This is a genomic window from Bacillus sp. ZY-1-1 (assembly GCF_003047165.1).
Lineage (GTDB): Bacteria > Bacillota > Bacilli > Bacillales > Bacillaceae > Bacillus > Bacillus velezensis.
Genome location: NZ_CP027061.1, coordinates 1,189,668 through 1,212,484, shown reverse-complemented (window position 1 = coordinate 1,212,484; position 22,817 = coordinate 1,189,668). Strand labels below are relative to the sequence as shown.

Here is a 22,817-nt window from a genome sequence, read left to right as displayed (position 1 = left end):
GCTCTCATTGCTTTTTCATATCAGTACGATTGATTATGAACAACGAGATAGCCCTCCAAGAAAATGAATTCTTGACAGCCTTACATTTATTTAATGCAAGGCCAGCAAATCACACCGATGGGATGTGATACACTTCGGCGACGCTCCCCTTTCAGCCTTTTTCGCAGAATCCATCATTCTCCAAAGGCTTACTATTGAAGTTCGCACCTCTATCTTCACCATATAACACGATCTTATGAAATTAGTTCACATTCTAGCAGATTTTTCAGAAAAGCACAATACTATTTTTTTAATTTTTCAAACAGCAGCTGGGCCGCCGCGGCCGGCACACCGGCTTTTTTGATATCGTCAAGGCTTGCTTTCTTCATCTTTTTGACAGATCCGAAATGTTTTAAGAGCATTTTTTTGCGTTTTTCGCCGATTCCGGGGATATCATCCAGAACGGATTGAAAGACGCTTTTTCCCCGGATCTGTCTGTGAAAGCTGATCGCAAAACGGTGAACTTCGTCCTGAATGCGCTGAAGCAGGTAAAACTCTTGGCTGTTCCGCTCCAGAAACACCGGTTCAAGCGGGTCGCCGATCAAAAGGTTCGATGTCCGGTGTTTATCATCTTTCGCCAGTCCCGCTACCGGGACATCAAGGCCGAGCTCATTCTCGAGCACGTCGCGCGCCGCGTTAATCTGCCCTTTTCCGCCGTCAATGATGATTAAATCCGGCAGCGGAAGATTTTCGCGGAGCACCCTCGTGTATCTTCTTCTGACGACTTCCCTCATTGAGCCGTAATCGTCCGGCCCTGTTACGGTTTTAATTTTATATTTGCGATATTCCTTTTTATTCGGTTTTCCGTCAATAAAGACAATCATGGCCGATACGGGGTTTGTGCCTTGAATATTGGAGTTGTCAAACGCTTCAATCCGATGCGGCGTGTAAATATTCAGTGCTTCGCCGAGCCGTTCGGCTGCACCGATTGACCGTTCCTCATCCCGCTCGATTAACGAGAATTTTTCCCGCAGGGCGATTTTCGCATTTTTGTGCGCAAGCAAAAGCAGCTCTTTTTTCGGACCTTTTTTCGGCTGATGCACGGCGGTTTCCAACAGCTCGCCGATCATGTCCCTGTCAACGCTGTCAGGCACCAGAATTTCCTTAGGCAGAAAGTGATTGTTTTTGGAATAGAACTGGCCGATGAAGGTCAGAAACTCTTCATCCGCTTCCTGATACATCGGAAACATGCTGACATCGCGTTCGATCAGTTTTCCTTGGCGTATAAAAAAGACTTGAACGCACATCCAGCCTTTATCGTAGGCATATGCAAACACATCGCGGTCCAGAAGGTCATTCATGGTCATTTTCTGCTTCTCCATCGTCGATTCGATGTGAGCAAGCTGGTCGCGGAATTCTTTAGCCCGTTCAAATTCAAGCTTTTCGGCCGCTTCTGCCATTTTCGCTTCAAGCTCTTTTTTGATTTCGTTATGCCCTCCCTTTAAAAAACGGGTGATGTCTTCAACAATCTCGCGGTTTGTCTCCTCAGATATATCCTTTACACATGGGGCGAGGCATTGGCCGAGATGATAATAAAGACAGACGCGGTCCGGAAGCTTTGAGCATTTCCTGAGCGGGTAAAGGCGGTCCAGCAGTTTTTTCGTTTCCCGCGCCGCCTGCACATTCGGATACGGGCCGAAATAGCGTCCCTTGTCTTTTTTGACATTCCGGGTGACAATCAGCCGAGGATGACGTTCATGGGTGATTTTAATAAAGGGATAGGTTTTATCATCTTTCAGCATGACATTGTATTTCGGATCGTATTTTTTAATCAGATTCATTTCCAAAATAAGCGCTTCAAGATTGGAGGAAGTCACGATATATTCAAAGTCCTCAATCTCCGTCACCAGCCGTTGGGTTTTCGCGTCGTGAGAACCGGTGAAATAAGACCGCACCCTGTTTTTCAAGACTTTCGCTTTCCCCACGTAGATGACTGTTTTCTGACGGTCTTTCATTAAATAACAGCCCGGCTGATCGGGAAGGAGGGCCAGCTTTTCTTTCAGTTGTTTATCCATACGTTACCCTTCCTTACATTCATTTCTCGTGTCCATTCAGTGTATCACGAACATTTGTTTTTCTCCATTCTCAGCTTTTGGAAGATCAAAAAAAGGCGACCCCTTTCAAAGGAATCGCCCTGCCGTAACGGAAGCTTTCGGCTTACAGATGTTTGTTTACAAGCTCTTCAAGAGCTTCTTTCGGTTTGAAGCCGACAGATGTTTCAACGACTTCTCCGTCTTTTAGCACGAGAAGTGTCGGGATGCTCATGACGCCGTATTTACCGGCAGTTTCTTGGTTTTCATCCACGTCGATTTTGACGATTTTCAGTTTGTCTCCCATTTCTTGATCAAGCTCTTCAAGAACGGGCGCGATCATTTTACAAGGTCCGCACCAAGGAGCCCAGAAATCAGCCAATACGACACCTTCACTTGTTTCAGCTGAGAACGATTGATCAGTTGCTTTTACGATAGCCATTTGTTATTCCTCCAATTGTCAAATGATGATTTTTAGTATAGCATCTCCCATTCGTTCATGCTAATTTAATGCTTATATTATTTTCCCCCGAACCCGCCGGAAATAATCTTATTTATACAGTGTATTATAACCGGGCGGCGGGCGTTCAAAACTTAAGATGGACCTGCAGGCAGCGTGATTAATACAATCGCCATCGGAGGAAGCTCCGCCTCAAGTTTTCCTCCCTTTTGAGCAAACCCGGAAAACGGCTTCGGTTTGACGTTTTCCGGACTGCTGAATGTATTGTGGGCATTCATTTTTTCCGCGTGCAGAATCGTTCCCGAAGGCGTCCCTGTCTTTTTCATGCCCCGCAGTTCAATCTTCACGTCAGCTTTGTGCAGATGATCGATATTGCAAATGCTGATATGTATGTCTCCGTTTTGCTGTTTGGACGCTGAAATGCTGACTTGCGGGAGCCGGCCGTCATTCCATTCGTACCCGGCTGCATTTGTTTCTGCCGCCAAAAGAGATGCGTCCTGGTGCACCTTAAACATATCGAACACATGATACGTCGGCGTCAACAGCATTTCTTTCCCTTCTGTCAGGATCATTGCCTGAAGCACGTTGACGGTTTGCGCGATATTGGCCATCTGTACGCGGTCTGCGTGCTGATGAAAAATGTGAAAATGCGCGGCGGCGACAAGGGCGTCGCGGATCGTATTCTGCTGATACAGAAAGCCCGGATTTGTGCCCGGCTCAGGATCAAGCCACGTGCCCCATTCATCAATGATCAGCCCGACTCTTTTTTCGGGATCGTACTGATCCATGATGGCGCTGTGCCTTGTGATCAATTCATCCATATGCGCCGCTTTTTTCATCGTGATGAACCATTCATCTTCCGTAAACTCCGTCGCTGATCCTTTCCCCTTCCAGAAGTCGCCCGGTATTGTGTAATAATGCAGGCTCAGTCCGTCTATGAGATCCGCGGCTTTTTTCATTAAAGTTTCAGTCCAGCGGTAATCGTCGACATTCGCGCCGCCGGCAATTTTATAGATTTCATTACCGCTGTAATTACGGACATAGGATTGGAAGTTTCTGTAAAGGTCAGCATAATACTCAGGATGCATGTTTCCGCCGCAGCCCCAGTTCTCATTTCCTATTCCGAAATATTTCAGCTTCCACGGTTTTTCCCGCCCGTTTTCTTTTCTCCAGTCGGACATCGGCGTGCCCGCTTCAAACGTCATGTATTCAATCCAATCAGCCATTTCTTTAACCGTTCCGCTGCCGACGTTTCCGGCGATGTACGGTTCGCATCCGAGCAGTTCACAAAGCATCATAAACTCGTGCGTGCCGAATTCATTAGAATCAATCGTCCCGCCCCAATGGGTATTCAGCATTGTTTTGCGTTTCCCTACGCCGTTTGCCCAATGGTATTCATCAGCAAAACAGCCGCCCGGCCATCTGAGGACGGGAATCTGAAGCTGCTTGAGGGCGGCGGCGACATCCGTCCTGACCCCTCCGGTATTCGGAATATCGGAATCTTTTCCGACCCAGATGCCCTCATATATGCCTCTTCCCAGGTGTTCCGCGAAATGTCCGTATATGTTTTTATTAATGGTTCCCCGTGTGATATCAGTTTGAATGACTGCCGTATTGTGAGACAAACTTGATCATTCCTTCCCCTTAATAAGAATGAAAGCACTACAGCCGATCTATCTGGGATGTATGCTGTATGGATAAGTTTGTAAGCGCTTTACAAAAGCTTATTACATTGGTTCGTACATGTCAATCTGTTGTTTTATTAATCTATAATTTGTACGAACTAATTAACACAAACCAAAACCCTCTGACAAATAAGCCAGAGGGTTTTGATTATGAATGAATATTGGCATTTTTAAATTCCTGAGTCAGAAGCGGAACCACTTCGAACAAATCGCCGACAATTCCGTAGTCCGCTATTTTAAATATTTCCGCTTCCGGGTCTTTGTTAATGGCAACGATGACCTTACTGTTTGACATGCCCGCCAAATGCTGAATCGCTCCGGAAATTCCGCAGGCGATATACAAATCCGGCGTGACGACTTTTCCCGTCTGGCCGATTTGAAGAGAATAGTCGCAGTAGTCCGCGTCACATGCGCCGCGCGAAGCGCCCACCGCTGCTCCGAGCACCTCGGCAAGTTCTTTTAACGGTTCAAATCCATCTTTGCTTTTTACACCGCGGCCGCCTGCTACGATAATTTTCGCTTCTGATAAATCCACGCCGTCCGCCGTTTTTTTGACTACTTCTTCAATGACCGTCCGCAAATCTGCCGGAGGCGCCGCAAGCTCTTCAATATCACCCGTCCGGTTCGCGTCTTTTTCTAATGCCTGAATATTATTCGGACGAATTGTCGCCAGAATGAAAGGATCGGTTGAAATCACCTGTTCAAAGGCTTTGCCGGAATAGATCGGTCTTGTAAAAACGATGTTATCTCCGGTAACGCTTACATCTGTGCTGTCTGAAATCAGCCCCGTTTCAAACCGGGCCGCAAGCTTAGGTGACAAATCTTTTCCCATAGAAGTGTGGCCGAAAATGACCGCATCAGGCTTTTCATTTTCGATCAAATCCCCGAGAATTGCGGCATATCCGTCCGCCGTATACTGAGAAAGCCCCGGCGAATCGGCCGTAAATACTTTGTCGGCGCCGTACTGAATGAGTTCTGATGCTGCATCAGCCGCGCCCTTTCCCATCAGCACGCCGATGACATCTCCTCCGCCGGAAATGGTTTTGCCTGCGGCTATGGCTTCAAAGGTGACGTTCCGTAAGGCGCCGTCACGAATTTCTCCGAGTACGATCACTTTTTTTCCCATTCTGACATCCCCCAGTTTCTTTAATATCAGTTTATACGACTTTGGCTTCTTTTCTCAGCAGTGATACAAGCTCCTTCGCCTGCTCAGCGGCTTCTCCTTCGATCAGTCTGCCCGCTTCTTTTTGCGGCGGCAGAAAACGTTCGATCGTTTTGAGCTTCGGTGCGGCATCATCTTCATCAATGCCGAGATCATCGAGCTCAAGTTCTTCCAGCGGTTTTTTCTTCGCCTTCATAATGCCCGGAAGCGACGGATAGCGCGGCTCGTTTAAGCCTTGCTGTGCCGTGATGACTAAAGGAAGTGAGGTTTTAATGATTTCGGTATCCCCTTCGTTGTCTTTCTCTGCCGCAGCTTCATCGCCGCTGATTGTCAGTTTTGTAATCGTTGTGACGCAAGGAGTGTTCAGCAGTTCGGCAAGCCTTGGAGCCACTTGGCCGGAACCGCCGTCAATCGCGACATTTCCGCCGAGAATCAGATCATATTCCCGGTCCTTGAAATAATGATATAAGATAGTTGAAACGGAGTATTGGTCAGGATCGCTCAGATCATCTTCAATATTGATTAACACCGCCTGGTCACAGCCCATCGCAAGGGCGGTTCTCAGTTCTTTCTCCGCATCTTCTCCGCCGACGGTTACGGCGGTCACGGTTCCGCCGTGCTCTTCCTTCAGCTGAATGGCTTCTTCAATGGCGTATTCATCATACGGATTAATGATAAATTCGGCCCCGTCCTCCTGAATCTTTCCTGCTTCAATGACGATTTTCTCTTCTGTGTCAAACGTCCGTTTCATCAGTACAAATAGATTCATATTCTTATCCCCTTTATCTTCGCCCACCGAATTGAGGCTTTCTTTTTTCGAGAAATGCCTGAATGCCTTCTTTTGCGTCATCTGATGCAAATGCTTCCCCAAAGCGCTTTGCTTCAAGCTTTAAGCCGCCGTCATAAGAATAGACCTTGTTTGAATAAAGGAGCTCAAGCAGAGAAGCCATCGACTGCGGGCTTTTTTCCGCAAACTTGCCCGCGAGCGTTTTCGCTTTTTGCAGCAGCTCTTCTTCATGTTCGGCGCCTATCGTGACAAGACCGAGGCTGAGCGCTTCTTCTCCGGTTACAGGTTCTGAAGTGCCGATCATTTCAAGCGCTTTCGCCGTACCGACGTACCGGGGAAGCCGCTGCGTCCCGGCAAAGCCCGGAATAATGCCGAGATTCAGCTCGGGCAGGCCGAGCTTTGCATCTAATGTAGCGATTCTGATATGGCAGGCCATGGCAAGCTCAAGGCCGCCGCCGAGCGCAGCGCCGTGAATCGCCGCGATAACGGGCTTCGGAAACCCTTCAATTCTTTCCATCAGCTGCTGGCCTTTATCCGCCATGGCAGAAGATTGCTCAAGATTTTCAAGCGACGTAAATTCCTTAATATCAGCGCCCGCCGAGAAAAATTTCCCCTCACCGCGAATAATGATGCTTCTGACGCTGTCATCTGTTTCACAGCGGTCGAACAGACCGGACAACTCATCTAAAACCGCGCCGGACAGTGCGTTGGCCGGCTGATGATTAATGGTGATCACCGCAACAGATTGTTCTACCGCCATCGAAAGGCTGTTCATCCGTCAACCCCCTTTAGTTTTGATGAATCCCTGACACCAACAGCTCCAATACCTTGTCTGACAAATCCGGAAGATCATATTTCTGATCGTTCATCACCCATGTTGTCACTGTTTCATCTATCGTCCCGAATATCATCTGCCGGGCGAGGCGGACGTCGAGATTATCTTTCCATTCGCCCGACTCGATTCCTTCGGTCAAAATGGTGTCCAGCATGTTTAAATAACCTTTTAAAATATCATTGATTTTCAGACGCAGCTTGATATTCGACTGTCTGAGCTCAAGCTGGGTCACAATCGCGAGGTGGCGGTCATTGCCGAGCAGTGTGAAATGCTGCTTAATAACGAGAGCGAGTTTTTCTTTTGCCGTCGTTTTTTCTTTCACTTCTTCTTCCATGCGTTCAATGAACTGGCCCATCTTTTCTTTAAAAAGAGAAATGAGTATATCCTCTTTGTTTTTGAAATATAAATAGATGGTGCCGTCCGCAACGCCGGCCTGCTTGGCGATTTTGGACACCTGTGATTGGTGATAGCCGTTTTCCGCTATGACTTCTACTGCTGCATCAATAATCTGCATATACTTTGGCCGTTTTTGGTTCAATGTCATCGTTCCTTCCTTCGATAAATGAATGACTATTCATTCATAACTTCATGATAAAAAGGAATCCGGATTTTGTCAAGTTTTTCTTTTAAGGCACCTTGTTTTCATGGGAAGCATCTTCCTCTTCGACTAAACGCCTTCTTAATATTTTTCCGACGGCCGTTTTCGGAAGCTCTTTTCTGAATTCGTACAGCTTCGGGACTTTGTACGGCGCAAGCCGCTCTCTTGCAAACGCATCAAGCTCATCGGCATCTGCCTCGGCGCCTTTTTTCAAAACGATAAATGCTTTCACCGTCTCCCCTCTGTAGGAATCAGGGACGCCCGCTACGACGATTTCCTGAACGGCTTCATGCTCATAAAGCGCCTCCTCCACCTCCCGGGGGTAAATGTTATATCCGCCGGCAATGATGATGTCTTTTTTCCTGTCGGCGATGTAGAAAAATCCTTCCTCATCCATATATCCCATATCTCCGGTAAACAGCCAGCCGTCTCTGATGACACGCGCCGTCTCCTCCTGCTTATTCCAATAGCCTTTCATGACCTGAGGGCCTTTTACGATCAGCTCGCCGTGTTCATACGGCTCCGCAAGCCCGCCTTTTTCTTCTGAATAGATTCCCGCATCGGTATTGGGCCAGGGACAGCCGATGCTGCCGGGTTTATTTTTTCCCCAGATGAAGTTTGAATGGGTAACCGGTGATGCTTCGGATAATCCGTAGCCTTCCACAAGCTTTCCTCCGGTCACTTTTTCAAATTTCTGTTTGACCTCAACCGGCAGTGCCGCTGAACCGCTCGGACAGCTTTCAATGGAGGACAGATCATACTTATTCAGCTCCGGGTGATGCAGCAGCCCGATGTAAATCGTCGGCGCCCCGGGGAAAACCGTCGGCTTCAGCCTGTCGATTGTTTTCAGTGTATCCAAAGGATTGAATTTAGGAAGAAGGATCATTTCACATCCCTGCATAATGGAAAAATTGAGCACGGCGGTCAATCCGTACACATGAAAAAAAGGCACGATGCCGAGCACCTTTTCGGCTCCCTTTTTCATTTTGTACATCCAGGCGGCGCACATTTCTGTATTGGCCTGAATGTTTCGGTGTGTGAGCATGACGCCTTTCGGATAGCCGGTTGTTCCGCCCGTGTATTGAAGCACGGCGATGTCATGCGCAGGGTCAATATCAAATGGCTCTGCTTCCTCTGCTTTTTCGTTTTTTAAAATATCCGCTAATTTGTGAATTTGTTCGCAGCCGTCATAATCAATATGCACCTGTTGCTTTTGCGTGAGCGTATAAAGCATATTTTTCGGAAACGGCAAAAAGTCTTTTATACTTGTTGTAATAATGCGTTCGACGAGTGATAACGTTTTCATTTTTATCACTTTCGGAAACAGCATATCGAGGGTGATGATCACGCGCGGCGCACTGTCTTTCAGCTGATACTCAAGCTCGTGTTCCGTGTAGAGAGGATTGGTCTGAACGACAATGCCGCCGGCAAACAATACGCCGTAAAAAGCGATGACCGACTGCGGACAATTGGGCAGCATAATGGCGGCTCTGTCACCTTTTTTCAGGCCTGTTTTGCGTAAAAAAGCGGCAAGCTTTAATGAATCTGTGAGAACGTCTTGGAATGTGAGTTTTTTTCCTAGAAAATAAATGGCGGTATGGTTCGGGAATTGAGCTGCGGAGTTTGTCAGATTGGATGGCAGGGTTTGATCGGTAAATTCAAGCTCATGCGGAATCTCTTCGGGATATTGAGAAAGCCATGGCTTTTCAGACTGCATAATACCTCTCCCTTCTGTTTTCCTATACGCTATTATTATAGCAGAAGGGTGATTGGAATGGGAAAGCGTTTCATGGGAAATTTCGAGTTTCAGGAGGTGTTGAGTTTTCTGGAAACGCTGCATTTTGAAGGGGGAGTTCCTATCCTGCGCCAGCTGCCGAAGCCGATTACGTCGGCCGCCTTTTTGCTCCATCCCTTTGTCCGGATGCCAGATGGTCGGGAAGAGCAAAAGCGCAAACGGCCTTATGAACATATGTATCCGAGTGATGAGGAGATCATCGCGATGGGCAGACCCGTTTCCTGGCAAACCGTCATGAGCATTTGCGGCCTGCGTTCTGAAAAAGAAACGGCGCTTGCGCTTATGACTGCTGTCACGGCATTGCGGGAGGAATATGCACATCCTGAATCCGCCGAGCGGTTAAATCGGCTCCATCATCCCGATCTGTACTTGCCGAGCGATGATGTCACTTCGCCATTTTTGATTCCGGGACTTTTGGATGTGTTCCGTTCAAAAGGCATAAAGCGCTGCACTTATTATGAGCCTGTCGAAGAGAAAGGCCTATTTTCACTCAATCAAACGGCGGCTTCGGATGTATGCGGACTGCTGCGGGCTGACATGATCATTGCCGATGAAAAACGGCGCGCCGCTTTTATGAGCATATATGATTCTTTTACGACACTTTTCTCATGGAAGAACAAGACATTCAGTCTGTCGTCCGCGCCATGAATTGGGAAGCCGTCATTTGCTCTGATACGGCCTGCATAAACTGGTATTCTCAATAAAAAAGGCCGCCGATTTGAGTTCGGCAGCCTTTTTTCAGTATTAAGATGTCATGACCAGATAAATAAGTCCGATGAACAGAAAAATCCCCGCTGCCGACAGCAGCACTTTCGCAAGCTTCTCCATTTTTCCCCGTCCCCTTAAATCCCGGCGGCCACCACAAATGACAGGCCGACTGAGATGACAAATGAAATAAAGCCGACAGCTCTGTTATCTTTTTCAATTTCTTTATCAATTTTAAACCGGGGCGTCAGAAATTCAAAGATAAAATAGCTGATTAAAAGCATAATAAATCCGTATACGCCCCAGCCGATCATTTGCAAAAGCGAATTATGCTGGGCGATGCTGTGCTGAAAGACATTTGCGATACCGAGAATTTTCCCTCCGGTCGCCATTGCCACCGCAAGATTGCCTTTTTGGATTTCCACCCAGTTTTTATAGGATGTCACCAATTCAAACACGGTCAGAAAAATGACGAGACACAAGACGGCAACACTGTAATAAGCCGCGATTTCGACAAGCTCATTTTCCCAAAAAGCATTCATGACGTTTTCTCCCTTTTTATTTTAGTTCGACAATCGTTACGCCTGATCCTCCTTCTCCCGCTTCCCCGAACCGCGAGCTTTTCACGCTGCGGTGGTTTTTCAGAAGATCCTGCACCCCTTTTCGGAGGGCGCCCGTGCCTTTTCCGTGAATGATGGACACTCTCGGATAGCCGGCGAGCACCGCGTCATCTAAATATTTTTCGACGCGGCTGAGGGCGTTTTCGTAACGCTCTCCCCTGAGGTCAAGTTCAAGGGATACGTGATAATCCTTCCCTTTTACGGCGGTGATTGCTTTTTCTTTTTTCGGTTCAGGAGCCGATTTGAGAAACTCAAGATCTTTTTCCTTCACCTTCATTTTAAGGATGCCGATTTGGACGTTCCATTCTTTCTCGCCGGTTTTTTCAAGCAGCGCCCCTTTTTGTCCGAATGTGAGCACCTTTACTTCGTCGCCCGGCTTCAGCTCGCGTTTTTTCTCTGTTTTTCTTTCCGGCTGCTTTGATTTTTCAAAAGCCGGCATCGCGTCTCCGAGACGTTTTTTGGCGTCAATCAGCTCGTGTTCCTTAAAGGATCTGTGTTCTTGCTTGATGGACCTGAGCTCGCGGATAATCTGTTCGGCTTCATTTGCGGCGGCTTCCAGTTTTTCCGCAGCTTTCCGCTCGGCTTCTTCCATCATTTTATCTTTTTGGGCATTCAGCTCAATGATTTGCTGCTGAAGCTCTTTGTGCAGTTTTTCTGCTTCTTTTCTGAGTGATTCGGTTTCAGAAAGCTCTTCATCCGCTCTTTTTTTGCTTTTTTCAAGCGATGCGATCATCAGATCGACTTCGTTATGTTCGGCGGTCATTTCTGACTTCGCCTGGCCGATGATATGCTCCGGAAGCCCAAGGCGTCTTGAGATTTCAAATGCGTTGCTTCGGCCCGGCACTCCGATCAGAAGTTTATAGGTAGGCGAAAGCGTTTCAATGTCAAATTCAACGCTGGCATTCATGACGCCTTGTCTGTTATATCCGTATGCTTTCAGTTCCGGATAATGGGTGGTCGCAAGCACTCTGGCGTTTGTCCGGTGAACTTCGTCAAGGATGCTCATGGCAAGCGCCGCCCCTTCCTGCGGATCTGTTCCGGCACCGAGTTCATCGAACAGCACAAGACTGTTTTCAGACACGTCTTTTAAAATATTGACGATATTGACCATGTGGGATGAGAACGTACTCAGACTTTGTTCGATCGACTGTTCATCGCCGATATCGGCAAACACATTGTCAAATACGGCTGCTTCCGATCCCTCATCAGCCGGTATGTGCAATCCTGCCTGCGCCATTATCGTCAGCAGCCCGAGTGTTTTTAACGTAACGGTTTTACCGCCCGTATTCGGTCCCGTGATGACGATCGTTGAATAATCTCCGCCCAGTTCAATATCGTTGGCCACGACTTGATCTTGGGGCAGCAGCGGATGGCGCGCTTTTTTCAGACGGATAAAGCCGTCTCCGTTCATGAATGGTTTTGTCGCCTTCATTGCTTTTGCGTATCTCGCTTTGGCGAAAATGAAATCCAGTGTCTGCAGCACTTCCACATTTTGAGCGATTTCTTGTGTGTGTTCAGCCGTATGCTCCGTCAGCATCCGGAGAATCCGTTCGATTTCCTGTTTTTCTTTTACTTTCGCCTGCTGAAGCGAGTTGTTCATATCTACGATCGCCTGCGGTTCAATAAACAGTGTCGCACCGGATGAAGATGTATCGTGGACAATTCCGCCGTAGCTTGATCTGTATTCCTGTTTGACCGGGATGACAAAGCGGTCATTCCGAATCGTAACGATGGTGTCAGACAGCATTTTAGAAGCGGAAGATGAACGCAGCATCGATTCAAGCCGGTCTCTGACTCTTGATTCAAGCGTCCTGAGCTGCGTGCGGATTCCCCTTAAAGCGGGAGACGCATGATCAAGCACTTCACCATGGTCATCAATGCAGGAGTTAATCTCCCTTTCCAAATTGCCTAATGTAATCAGCTCTTCTCCATGGGCCTGTATCAGCGGAATGCCGACGCCGTCTTCTGTCATCTGGCTGATAAAATGCTTCATTTGTTTAACGGCATACAGCAGCCCGGACAATTCGGTGAATTCCGCCGGCGTCAGCACACTGCCGATTTCCGCCCGCCGTAAAGCGGATCTTATGTCGGTCAGGCCGCCGAACGGAGCATGGCCTCTCAAGCGCATAACCGCGGATGCTTCTTCGACTTCATCCAGCTGTTTTTGGATGTCGGCGAGATCCGTCAAAGGTTTCAGCTGCAGAAGCTTCTCCCTGCCGAGCGATGAGGCGGCATGTGCGGTAATCTGTTCTTTTACTTTATGAAATTCAAGTGATGATAACACTTTTTGCTGCACGGTTTTATGGTCCTCCTTACTTAATCATTGCGCGTCAGAAATGCTTTGACCTCATGTAACGGCCGGGCGTTTAACACATGTTTTGTCTCCGTCCAGCCTTTGCGCGCAGCGGTCACGCCCGTTTTCATATCATCGAGCATCTCGATATTATGGGCATCGGTATTAATGACCAAAGTCACACCTTTTTCATTTGCTTTGATCAGATGCTCAGTCCGTAAATCGAGGCGCGCGGGGTTTGCATTCAGTTCAAGCGCCGTATTTGTTTTGGCTGCGAGCTCAATCAGCATGTCGATGTCGACTTCATAGCCGGCCCGTCTGCCGATCAGGCGTCCCGTCGGGTGGGCGATAATGTCCACGTGCTTATTCGTCAGCGCCTGTTCAAGCCGTTTCATAATGACATGCTCCGGCTGGCTGAAGCTTGAATGAATAGATGCGATGACAAGATCCATTTCAGACAGAACGCTGTCATCATAATCAAGCGAACCGTCGGGGAGAATGTCCATTTCTACGCCTTTAAAAATATGAAAATTTTCAAATTCAGCGTTTAACGCGTCAATTTCTTCCGCCTGTTTTCTGAGCCGTTCGGCCGTTAACCCGTTGGCTACCTTTAAATATTGGGAATGGTCGGTGATCGCCATGTACTGGTAGCCTTTTGCCATACATGCTTCTGCCATTTCTCTGATGGAAAAAGCGCCGTCACTCCAGGCTGAATGCATGTGGAGATCGCCTTTTATCGCTTTATGCTCCACAAGGTCCGTTTCTTCCCGGTACGTGTCGACCTCCTGCCCGCTTTCTCTGAGCTCAGGAGGAATAAACGGCAGACCGAAGTGGGCGTAAAACGCTTCTTCGCTCGGGAATGTTTTGACGTCTCCCGTTTCTATGGTTTCTACTCCGTATTCACTGATCCGTTCACCGCGCTCTTTCGCCAGCTGGCGCATTTTAATGTTGTGATCTTTAGAACCGGTAAAATGATGCAGTGTGGTGGCAAACTGTTCCTCTGTCACAAGCCGGAAATCCACACTCGTCTCATATTCAAATGTGAGGATAACGGATACTTTTGTATCCCCGCCCGCTATCACGTCTTTTACGTTCGGGAGGGAAAGAAGCTGTTCTCTGACAGCCTCCGGATGATCTGTAGCGATAATGTAATCCAGATCTTTTACGGTTTCCCGCGCTCTTCTGAGACTGCCGGCCCGGGAATATTTCTGAATATCCGTCAGCCGGGCCAAATGTTCTTCAATGACTGAAGCAATGCTGAGCGCATAGCCGATCGGAAACCGTTCCGGCTGTTTTCCGGCTTCTCCGAGAGCCTGAAGGATTTTCTCCTCCGTTTTTTTGCCGAAACCGGCGAGCCCCTGTACTTTTTGCTGCTCGCATGCTTCTTTCAGCGATTCCGCGTCATGAACGCCAAGCTCCTGGTACAGCTTGGCGATTTTTTTGCCGCCGAGGCCCGGAAGCTTCAAAAGAGGAACCAAGCCTTCCGGGACTTCTTTCTGCAATTGGAGAAGCGTGCCGGACACACCTTCCTGCATATATTCACGAATGACGCCGTAGGTGCCTTTTCCGATTCCGGATAAAGACATCATGTCGTCGATTTCCGACAGGCTGCGGTCATCCTGCTCAAGCGCCGCCGCCGCTTTTCGGAAGGCTGATATTTTAAACGGGTTGTCCCCTTTCAGTTCCATATAGACCGCAATCGTTTCAAGCAGCCTGATGATATCTTTTTTATGCATACTGTTAACCCCCAGTCGTTTCCTGCTTTTCATCATACAAATTTTTCTCTTCCGGCACAACTGACGCAGAGCTTGAAAAAAACTTCTCCGGTCAAGAGAAGTTTTTTATGCCCCGTACTGGGCCCACAGTTCTTGCAGGAGCCCCGACAGATACGGCGTATGATGTGTGATGATATTTGCAAGCGTCGATTGTGCGAGCATATCCTGAAGCGCGCTTACCGGCAGTACGGATGCGACGTATAACAGGATAAACGCAAATAAATAGACTTCCAGAAATCCAAGCACCCCGCCCAGCAGTTTGTTGATCTGTTTAATGACCGGAATGCCGGCGATGATATTAAGCGCCGCTCCGATAATCCGGAGCAGGATCTTTGCGATGATAAACAAAATGACAAACGCGATCGCGTTGTAATAAGCCGTCTCCACGTTTCCTTTAATAAAAGACAGAGCCGCCTGCCCGCCGGAAAAATCAGGGGCGGGTATAAAGCTCAGATGCGGGGCCAGGTTTTTGTAAAAAAGCGCCGCAAACGCAATCGAGAGGATGAAACTCGTCAAGTATATAAATTGGAGGATAAATCCTCTTTTTAATCCAAGCAATGTGCCCATTAAGAGCAGAACTAAGATGATGATATCTATCATATGGTGTTCATTCCTTTTCTTTAAGCTGCCGCTCCAGTATTTCATATTTTTCTTGCAGTTTCATATAATCATGCACGACATTGACCGCAGTCAATACAGCGAGCTTATTTATATCAAGATATGGATTTTTCTCGTTGATTTCTCTCATTTTATCATCAACCATTCCGGCCACATGGCGCATGTGCGCTTTGCTTTCTTCCCCGATAATGGTGAAGTGCTGGCCGTAAATGTTTACTGTCGTTTTGGTTTTTTTGCCGTCAGACAACGTTTCTCCTCCATTCCGCGAGAATCCTAGTTCCTATCATACCACGATTATCGTTTGAATGGAAAGACGAGCCTCGGGCTGTTATGATACACTGGTATATACAGTGAAAAGTGCCAAAAAAGGAGATTATATCGTGTCCCATTCTGTTATAAAAGTATCCGCTTCCGCTATGGAACAAATGAAACAATCCTATGCCGGCTCCCTTACTCCCGCCGTTCCGCAGGGCGCCGTCTTCCAGGCCAAGCCCCCGGGCTGTACCATTACAGCCTACCGCTCGGGCAAGGTTCTCTTTCAAGGAAAAAACGCCGGCACAGAAGCGGCCCGCTGGGGAACGGCTGAGGCGCCGAAGGCAAAGAAAACCGTCAAAAAAGCGGCCGACCCGGTTTACGCTCCCCCGGCGGGCATTGCCTCCATGTCAGTGATCGGCTCTGATGAAGTCGGAACAGGCGATTACTTCGGGCCGATAACGGTTGCCTGCGCTTACGCCGACAAAACAAAGCTTTCTTTAATGAAAGAACTCGGTGTGAAGGATTCGAAGGATTTAAAAGATCCGCAGATTATTGAAATCGCCAAACTGTTAATTAAAACCATTCCTTACAGCCTGCTTGTGTTGAAAAACGAAAAATACAATCAGATGCAGGAAAAAGGCATGAGCCAAGGAAAAATGAAGGCGCTCCTTCATAATCAGGCGATTTCCAATCTGCTGAGAAAAATGAACGGCGTTAAACCGGAAGCGATTCTGATTGACCAATTTGCAGAGCCCGGCATTTATTTTAAGCATCTTTCCGGACGGGATATCGTAAAAGAAAAAACGTTTTTCAGCACGAAAGCGGAAAGCATACATCTTTCCGTCGCCGCAGCCTCTATCATTGCGCGATATTCTTTCTTAATTGAAATGGATAAGCTTTCCCGTGAGGCTGGGATGACGATTCCAAAAGGCGCGGGGCCGCACGTCGATGAAGCTGCCGCCAAGCTGATCATCAATAAGGGAGAAGGTGCGCTCAGAACGTTCACCAAACTTCATTTTGCCAATACGCAAAAAGCGAAACGCCTTGTAGAACGGAAACGGTCATAATAAAAAAAGCTTGCAGAATGATCTGCAAGCTTTTTCTTTATCCTCTTAATACCGCCTGATACGTTTCTTCCAGCGCTTTCAGCACGTTTTCATGTACTTTTGTCACTTCTTCTTCTGTCAATGTTTGTTCAGGGTTAACATATTGGAGCGAGAAGGCGACGGATTTTTTGCCCTCTTCCATATGCTCACCTTCGTACACATCAAATACGGTGACTTCTTTCAGCAGCGCGCCGCCGGCTTCTTTGATCACGGCTTCGAGCTGTCCGCTTGTAACGGTTTTATCTGCCACAAGCGCAATGTCGCGCGTGACGGACGGGTACTTCGGAATCGGCGTATACACGACAGGTTCTGTTTCCTCGGTCAGAAGCGCGTGCAGATCAAGCTCGAACACATACGTTTCTTTGATATCCAGCTCTTTTTCCATTGCCGGATGCACCTGGCCGATAAATCCGGCAAGCGAACCGTTCAATAGAATGTTTGCCGTCCGGCCGGGATGCATGTTTTTGCGTTCAGACTGGACAAATTCAACCCGATCTGACACATTCAATTGATGCAGCAGGCCTTCAACGATTCCTTTGGCGACGAAGAAATCAACCGGCTTTTTCTCACCCTGCCATAAATTTTTACGCCACAATCCGGTTACAGCTCCGGCAACCCGTTCTTTTTCAACCGGTTTTGTGTTTTCTTCTTTCGTCAGAAATACAGAACCTGTTTCATATAAAGCAACGGAATCAGTCTGTCTGGCCAGATTGTATGAAACGGCTTCAAGAAGATTCGGTACGAGACTGTGTCTGAGAATGCTTCTTTCTTCGCTCATCGGCAGAGCAAGCATCGTGTTGAATGATTTTTCGATCGCAAAAGCGGCCGCTTTTTTATCATTCGTTAATGAATAAGTGGTCGCTTGTGAAAGACCCGCTCCTTCAAGGAAACGTCTCACTTTCCGGCGTTTTGCCTGATACGGTGTCAAGCCGCCTGTCGTGCCGGCCGTTTCCGGAAGCGTGGACGGAATATTGTCATACCCGTACAATCTCGCCGCTTCTTCAATCAGGTCTTCTTCTATTCTAATATCTCCGCGGCGGGACGGCACTGTTACGACGAGAACGTCTTCAGCTTCACCGACTGCAAACCCGAGGCGCTTGTAAATGCTGATGATTTCTTCTTTAGCGATTGCCATGCCAAGCACGGCGTTCACTTTTTCAACAGACACGTGAATGTTGTTTGCTTCGATTTTCAGATGGTTTTCTTCAACCGTGCCTGAGAGCACTTCTCCGCCGGCATATGCCTGAATGAGACTGCAGGCCCGTTCAGCCGCCAGCAAAACGCGGGCCGGATCAATGCCTTTTTCATATCTGGCGCTCGCTTCGCTTCTCAGTCCGAGGTCTCTCGACGCTTTGCGGACGGTCTGTCCGTCGAAATAAGCGGCTTCCAGTAAAATCGCAGTGGTGTCTTCGCGGACTTCAGACTCAGCTCCGCCCATGACTCCCGCAACGGCTTGCGCTTTTTTTCCGTTTGTGATGACCAAATGGCTGCTTGACAGCTTGCGCTCTTGTTCATCCAGCGTCACGATGGTTTCGTTTTCCGCCGCTTTTCTGACGACGACCTCTTTTGAACCGAACCGGTCGTAATCGAAAGCGTGAAGCGGCTGTCCGTACTCAAGGAGGACGAAGTTTGTAATGTCCACGACGTTATTATGCGGGCGGATGCCTGCATTCATCAGCTTCGTCTGCATCCAAAGCGGTGACGGGCCGATTTTGACGTTTTTAATGATTTTTGCGGCATAATGCGGATTGGCCTGCGTATCTTCAATCTTGACGGAAACAGCATCCGCCGCTTTTTCTGCCGCTTTTTCATATGAAGCCTCCGGAAGCTTTACCTCTGCGCCGAGGATAGCCGCCACTTCATAAGCCACCCCAAGCATGTTCATCGCGTCGGCGCGGTTCGGCGTTAAGCCAAATTCTAAAATCGCATCATCAAGCTGAAGGGCCGCCATTGCGTCAGCTCCCGTTTCAGCATCATTCGGAAAAACGAAAATGCCTTCCGCATATTCTTTCGCCACGAGCTTGCTTTCAATGCCGAGCTCCTGAAGGGAACAGATCATGCCGTGAGACGCTTCGCCGCGCAGCTTGGCTTTTTTAATTTTGAAATTGCCGGGAAGCACGGCTCCGACCGTTGCAACGGCAACCTTCTGTCCTTTATCAACATTTGGGGCGCCGCAGATAATCTGCACGGGTTCCTCCGCACCGATATCAACAAGGCATTTGTTAAGTTTGTCGGCATTCGGGTGCTGTTCACGCTCAAGCACGTGTCCGATGACAACGCCTTTTACGCCTTCCCCTTTATACTCGATACCCTCAACTTCAATACCGGCTCTCGTAATTTTTTCTGCAAGCACGGCCGGATCGATTCCCTGCAAGTCAACGTAATCTTCTAACCATTTATATGAAACAAACATGTGTATCCTCCTCTTACGCCTGTTTAAACTGCGAAATGAATCTGACATCATTGGTATAGAAATGGCGGATATCTTCAATGCCGTATTTCAGCATCGCGATACGTTCCACACCCATTCCGAAAGCAAAACCCTGGTATTCCTCAGGATTGAATCCGGCCATCTTCAGCACGTTCGGGTGAACCATGCCGGCGCCGAGAATTTCGATCCAGCCTGTTTTTTTGCAGACGGAGCAGCCTTGTCCGCCGCACTTAAAGCAGGTCACATCCACCTCGACAGAAGGCTCTGTGAACGGGAAAAAGCTCGGACGGAGCCTGATTTCACGGTCTTGGCCGAACATTTTTTTGGCGACCAATTCAAGCGTGCCTTTCAGGTCGCTCATGCTGATTTTGCGGTCCACGACGAGACCCTCGATCTGCATGAACTGATGGGAATGTGTCGCGTCATCGTTGTCGCGGCGATACACTTTACCGGGACAAATGATTTTGACGGGGCCTTTTCCTTTATGCTTTTCCATCGTTCGCGTCTGCACCGGTGACGTCTGCGTTCTCATCAGCATTTCTTCTGTAATGTAAAAGCTGTCCTGCATGTCGCGGGCCGGATGTTCCTTCGGCAGGTTCAGCGCCTCAAAGTTGTAATAATCCGTTTCCACTTCAGGGCCTTCTTCGACGGTATATCCCATGCCGATAAATAAATCTTCAATTTCTTCAATAACGACCGTCAGCGGATGGCGTCCCCCGATGTTTACCTGACTGCCCGGCAACGTGACGTCAATCGTCTGGCTGCTGAGTTTTTTATTCATCTCTTCTTGTTCAAGCTGTTCATTTTTCGCCGTAATGGCTGCTGCAATGCGCTCTCTCACTTCATTGGCGAGCGCTCCCATTTTCGGGCGCTCTTCGGCGGACAGTTTGCCCATGCCGCGGAGAACTTCTGTAATCGGCCCTTTTTTTCCGAGATATTGCACCCGAATGTCGTTAACTTCTTTTAATGAACCCGCCGCTTCTACTTTTTCTGCAGCTTCCAGTTCGAGCTGTTTAAGCTTCTCTTCCATCATGCATCCTCCTTTTATGTAAACCAAACCGTTCTATGCCTTTTTCAGAAAACAAAAAAACCCGCCCCTTGAGAGAAGGGACGAGTTGTGGCCGCGGTACCACCCTTTTTAAGGCAGACTTCATCTGCCGACAGCTTCATTGACATAACGGAAACGATCGTTCCGGTTCACCTTTACGCGCGTTTGGCACGGTCCCGGTGACAACTCGAGAGGTGAAAATCAATTTCTGTGCTGCGATAAAAATGCTCTCAGTCAGCGGCATTTTCTCCCTGGAAGGCAGCGTGTGCAAAAATTGACGTCCTCTGTCACGGTTTTTACATTATTGCTATCTATTATAGTGAAATCCAAGATTTTTCGCAACCTATCCTCTGAGATGATAAACGAGGATGGCGGCCGCTACCGCCACATTCAGCGATTCCGCCTGTCCGTACAGCGGAACGTACAGATTGAGATCGGTTTTTTGCAGAAGGCCGGCGTCCACTCCCGCCCCCTCGTTCCCAACGATTAACGCGAACGATTCTTCAGGCTTCACGCTTTGATAAGCCGCACCGTTTTCAAGCGCCGTGCCGTAGATCGCGACGCCTTGTGATTTCAGCTCGGCGGTAAACTCATCAAGCGGACGTTTTAAAATGGGAATATGAAAATGAGATCCTTGCGCTGAACGCAGCGTTTTTCCGTTGTACGGGTCTGCCGTTCCCTCACCAAGGACAACGGCGTCGATTCCCGCCGCATCTGCCGTTCTGATCATTGTTCCTAAATTCCCCGGGTCCTGTACGGCATCAATCAGAAGCAGCCGCTTCAGCTGATCAGGCCGCTTATCCGGCATATGGCAGACCGCGGCGATCCGCTGCGGCGTTTCCGTTTCCGTCACGGCTGAAAACGCGTCTTCGCTCAGCACGTAGCACGGAATGCTCATATCCAGATCGGCCGGAATGGCGCTCTCATCGTTTACGAGAATTTCTTTTACCGTTCCCTTTGATTTGAGCGCTTCTTCTGCCAGATGCTCTCCTTCTATCAGAAATGTATTCGTTTTAAGTCTCTCTTTTTTTGTGTGAAGTTTTTTCCAGTCCTTCACTTTTTGGTTTTTTGCAGAGTCGATTCGTTTCACTTTATGTCTGTGCTCTCCTTTTTTCATGCATGTTGTTATTATATCTCAAGAACAGCACATAATAAACCGCGTGCACGGTAAGAATATGCGTATCACATTCAGGAAAAAGGAGCGGTTGTAATGGATCTTAATTTACGCAACGCCGTTATTGCCAATGTAACCGGCAATAACCAGGATCAGCTGGAGCATACTATCGTTGACGCCATCCAAAGCGGTGAAGAAAAAATGCTTCCGGGCCTCGGCGTCTTATTCGAAGTTCTTTGGCAGCATGCGTCAGACTCAGAAAAAAATGAAATGCTCAAAACACTTGAAGGCGGATTAAAACCTGCGCAATAAGCATGAACCGGGTGATGGCACACCCGGTTTTTTTTGTATAATAATGGCGAGGGGGATCGCCATGCAGTTACAGCCGGAACTGGCAAAGAAATTGATTGCCGAAGTCAAACATATGTACAGCCGCGAAGTGATTATTGCCGATACAAAAGGGATGATCATCGCGGGCACCAATGAGGCGCGCGCCGGATGGTTTCATGAAGGCGCACTGATCTGCGCCCGCGAAAAACGGAATGTCATCATTACGAAAGAAGATGAAAAACGCCTCCAGGGCGTAAAAGCAGGACTGAACCTCCCCGTTTTTTCAGGCCATGAGGTAATCGGAGTGTTCGGTCTGACAGGAGACCCTGACGATATCCTGCCTTTCGGAGAATTGCTCAGGAAAATGACGGAGCTGTTTATTAAAGAAACGCGCCATATGGAAGAAGCGCAGTGGCGTGCGAGAATGCTTGAATCCTTTATGGTTGATTGGCTGCAGCTGAAAGAATGGTCTCCGGGCTTTTTAGAAAAAGCAAAGCTCATCGGCGCAGACCTTCACGCATACCGCCGGATCATACTCATTCAAGGACGTTATGAGCAATATAAAGCGGAGGAGCTCGGGCGGCTCTGGCAGAACGAATGCCCTGAAGACCTGTTTGTCCGCTGGGGAAATGAACGCATTCTCATTAATCATGAAGCAAATTCGGCTTCCAAAACACAGCTCATCAAAAAGATCGGCGCCGTTTTTGGGCAGCCTGTCACCGCCGGCATCGGACGGATCGTTCCGGGAGAGCGCCTCGCGGAATCATACGAACAGGCGGATAAAGCACTTTCAGCCGGAATCGGTGACAAGCAGGCCGTCTTTGAAGAAGATTTAAAACTGGATATGTGTATTGCCGATATCGCGCCCGGCACGAGGTCGGAATTTTCACGGCGGGTTCTCGAGCATGTACTCGGCCGGGAAGAACTTCTGGATACGCTGCGCGCCTTTTTCGACCGGCAATTATCGTTAAAGCGCACCGCAGACGACATGCATATTCATATCAATACATTGCGCTACCGTCTTTCCAAACTGGAATCACTGACAAATATGAAGCTTGACCGCCCCGAAGACATAACGGCTTTTTATTTGGCGCTCCGCTTTTTAGATCAACATACAAAAAGCACGTAATC

The 22,817-nt window shown here is 48.3% G+C and carries 19 protein-coding genes, 1 pseudogene and 1 riboswitch; of the genes and pseudogenes, 4 read left to right on the top strand and 16 right to left on the bottom strand.

Annotation, left to right across the window (positions count from 1 at the left end):
- Positions 1–40 precede the first annotated feature (40 nt).
- Positions 41–220, bottom strand: a riboswitch (Lysine riboswitch).
- A gap of 61 nt (positions 221–281) precedes the next feature.
- The 8 genes from uvrC to C5I45_RS06320 form a co-directional block, all read right to left on the bottom strand.
- Positions 282–2,054 carry an excinuclease ABC subunit UvrC gene (gene uvrC / locus C5I45_RS06355; RefSeq protein ID WP_107994279.1) on the bottom strand — a complete coding sequence of 591 codons (1,773 nt, stop codon included), beginning with the start codon at positions 2,052–2,054 and terminating at the stop codon, positions 282–284.
- Between the two features lie 142 nt (positions 2,055–2,196).
- On the bottom strand, positions 2,197–2,511 hold the full coding sequence (trxA, locus tag C5I45_RS06350) for a thioredoxin (protein ID WP_003152560.1): 315 nt from the start codon (positions 2,509–2,511) through the stop codon (positions 2,197–2,199).
- Positions 2,512–2,663: 152 nt separating this feature from the next.
- Positions 2,664–4,154 carry an alpha-N-arabinofuranosidase gene (locus C5I45_RS06345; RefSeq protein ID WP_107994278.1) on the bottom strand — a complete coding sequence of 497 codons (1,491 nt, stop codon included), beginning with the start codon at positions 4,152–4,154 and terminating at the stop codon, positions 2,664–2,666.
- Between the two features lie 208 nt (positions 4,155–4,362).
- Positions 4,363–5,340 carry an electron transfer flavoprotein subunit alpha/FixB family protein gene (locus tag C5I45_RS06340; RefSeq protein ID WP_015387882.1) on the bottom strand — a complete coding sequence of 326 codons (978 nt, stop codon included), beginning with the start codon at positions 5,338–5,340 and terminating at the stop codon, positions 4,363–4,365.
- 31 nt (positions 5,341–5,371) lie between these two features.
- Complete coding sequence (locus tag C5I45_RS06335; RefSeq protein WP_032858056.1) at positions 5,372–6,145, bottom strand: electron transfer flavoprotein subunit beta/FixA family protein; 774 nt, start codon at positions 6,143–6,145, stop codon at positions 5,372–5,374.
- A 13-nt stretch (positions 6,146–6,158) separates the two neighbouring features.
- Positions 6,159–6,938, bottom strand: coding sequence for an enoyl-CoA hydratase (locus tag C5I45_RS06330; protein ID WP_003152548.1), 780 nt, complete (start codon positions 6,936–6,938; stop codon positions 6,159–6,161).
- Positions 6,939–6,951: 13 nt separating this feature from the next.
- Positions 6,952–7,536, bottom strand: a complete 585-nt coding sequence (locus C5I45_RS06325) for a fatty acid metabolism transcriptional regulator FadR (RefSeq protein WP_014470798.1) — start codon at positions 7,534–7,536, stop codon at positions 6,952–6,954.
- Positions 7,537–7,624: 88 nt separating this feature from the next.
- Positions 7,625–9,313, bottom strand: coding sequence for an AMP-binding protein (locus C5I45_RS06320; RefSeq protein ID WP_003152545.1), 1,689 nt, complete (start codon positions 9,311–9,313; stop codon positions 7,625–7,627).
- On the opposite strand from C5I45_RS06320, the pseudogene C5I45_RS06315 reads away from it, so the two are divergent.
- A pseudogene (locus C5I45_RS06315) lies at positions 9,194–10,095 on the top strand (DUF2711 family protein). The gene C5I45_RS06320 and the pseudogene C5I45_RS06315 sit on opposite strands and share 120 nt — an antisense overlap.
- A 138-nt stretch (positions 10,096–10,233) precedes the next feature.
- On the opposite strand, the gene C5I45_RS06310 reads toward C5I45_RS06315, so the two are convergent.
- From C5I45_RS06310 to zapA, 5 genes are all read right to left on the bottom strand, one after another.
- Complete coding sequence (locus C5I45_RS06310; protein ID WP_003152541.1) at positions 10,234–10,638, bottom strand: DUF350 domain-containing protein; 405 nt, start codon at positions 10,636–10,638, stop codon at positions 10,234–10,236.
- A 16-nt stretch (positions 10,639–10,654) separates the two neighbouring features.
- Positions 10,655–13,012, bottom strand: a complete 2,358-nt coding sequence (locus tag C5I45_RS06305; protein ID WP_003152538.1) for an endonuclease MutS2 — start codon at positions 13,010–13,012, stop codon at positions 10,655–10,657.
- Between the two features lie 20 nt (positions 13,013–13,032).
- Entirely contained in the window at positions 13,033–14,745 is a 1,713-nt protein-coding gene (polX, locus tag C5I45_RS06300) for a DNA polymerase/3'-5' exonuclease PolX (protein ID WP_046560235.1), read from the bottom strand.
- 105 nt (positions 14,746–14,850) lie between these two features.
- Complete coding sequence (locus C5I45_RS06295; protein WP_003152534.1) at positions 14,851–15,384, bottom strand: CvpA family protein; 534 nt, start codon at positions 15,382–15,384, stop codon at positions 14,851–14,853.
- 7 nt (positions 15,385–15,391) lie between these two features.
- Positions 15,392–15,649: a cell division protein ZapA gene (gene zapA / locus C5I45_RS06290; protein ID WP_003152533.1), complete on the bottom strand. Its 258-nt coding sequence runs from the start codon at positions 15,647–15,649 to the stop codon at positions 15,392–15,394.
- A gap of 133 nt (positions 15,650–15,782) precedes the next feature.
- Between zapA and rnhC the strand changes: the two genes are divergently transcribed.
- A complete protein-coding gene (gene rnhC / locus C5I45_RS06285) occupies positions 15,783–16,724 on the top strand; it encodes a ribonuclease HIII (protein ID WP_003152532.1) in 942 nt (313 codons plus the stop codon).
- Positions 16,725–16,761: 37 nt separating this feature from the next.
- Here rnhC and pheT read toward each other — a convergent pair whose 3' ends face one another.
- The 3 genes from pheT to C5I45_RS06270 all read right to left on the bottom strand — a co-directional run bounded on the left by pheT (position 16,762) and on the right by C5I45_RS06270 (position 21,332).
- On the bottom strand, positions 16,762–19,176 hold the full coding sequence (pheT, locus tag C5I45_RS06280) for a phenylalanine--tRNA ligase subunit beta (protein WP_003152531.1): 2,415 nt from the start codon (positions 19,174–19,176) through the stop codon (positions 16,762–16,764).
- A 13-nt stretch (positions 19,177–19,189) separates the two neighbouring features.
- A complete protein-coding gene (pheS, locus tag C5I45_RS06275; protein ID WP_003152530.1) occupies positions 19,190–20,224 on the bottom strand; it encodes a phenylalanine--tRNA ligase subunit alpha in 1,035 nt (344 codons plus the stop codon).
- Positions 20,225–20,585: 361 nt separating this feature from the next.
- The gene (locus C5I45_RS06270; protein WP_003152529.1) at positions 20,586–21,332 is read right to left on the bottom strand and encodes a TrmH family RNA methyltransferase; all 747 of its coding nucleotides are present in this window, start codon (positions 21,330–21,332) and stop codon (positions 20,586–20,588) included.
- Positions 21,333–21,452: 120 nt separating this feature from the next.
- Here C5I45_RS06270 and sspI point away from each other — a divergent pair, with 120 nt between their 5' ends.
- A complete protein-coding gene (gene sspI, locus C5I45_RS06265; protein ID WP_003152527.1) occupies positions 21,453–21,668 on the top strand; it encodes a small acid-soluble spore protein SspI in 216 nt (71 codons plus the stop codon).
- A gap of 61 nt (positions 21,669–21,729) precedes the next feature.
- Positions 21,730–22,815, top strand: coding sequence for a CdaR family transcriptional regulator (locus C5I45_RS06260; protein WP_014305544.1), 1,086 nt, complete (start codon positions 21,730–21,732; stop codon positions 22,813–22,815).
- Positions 22,816–22,817: the final 2 nt, after the last annotated feature.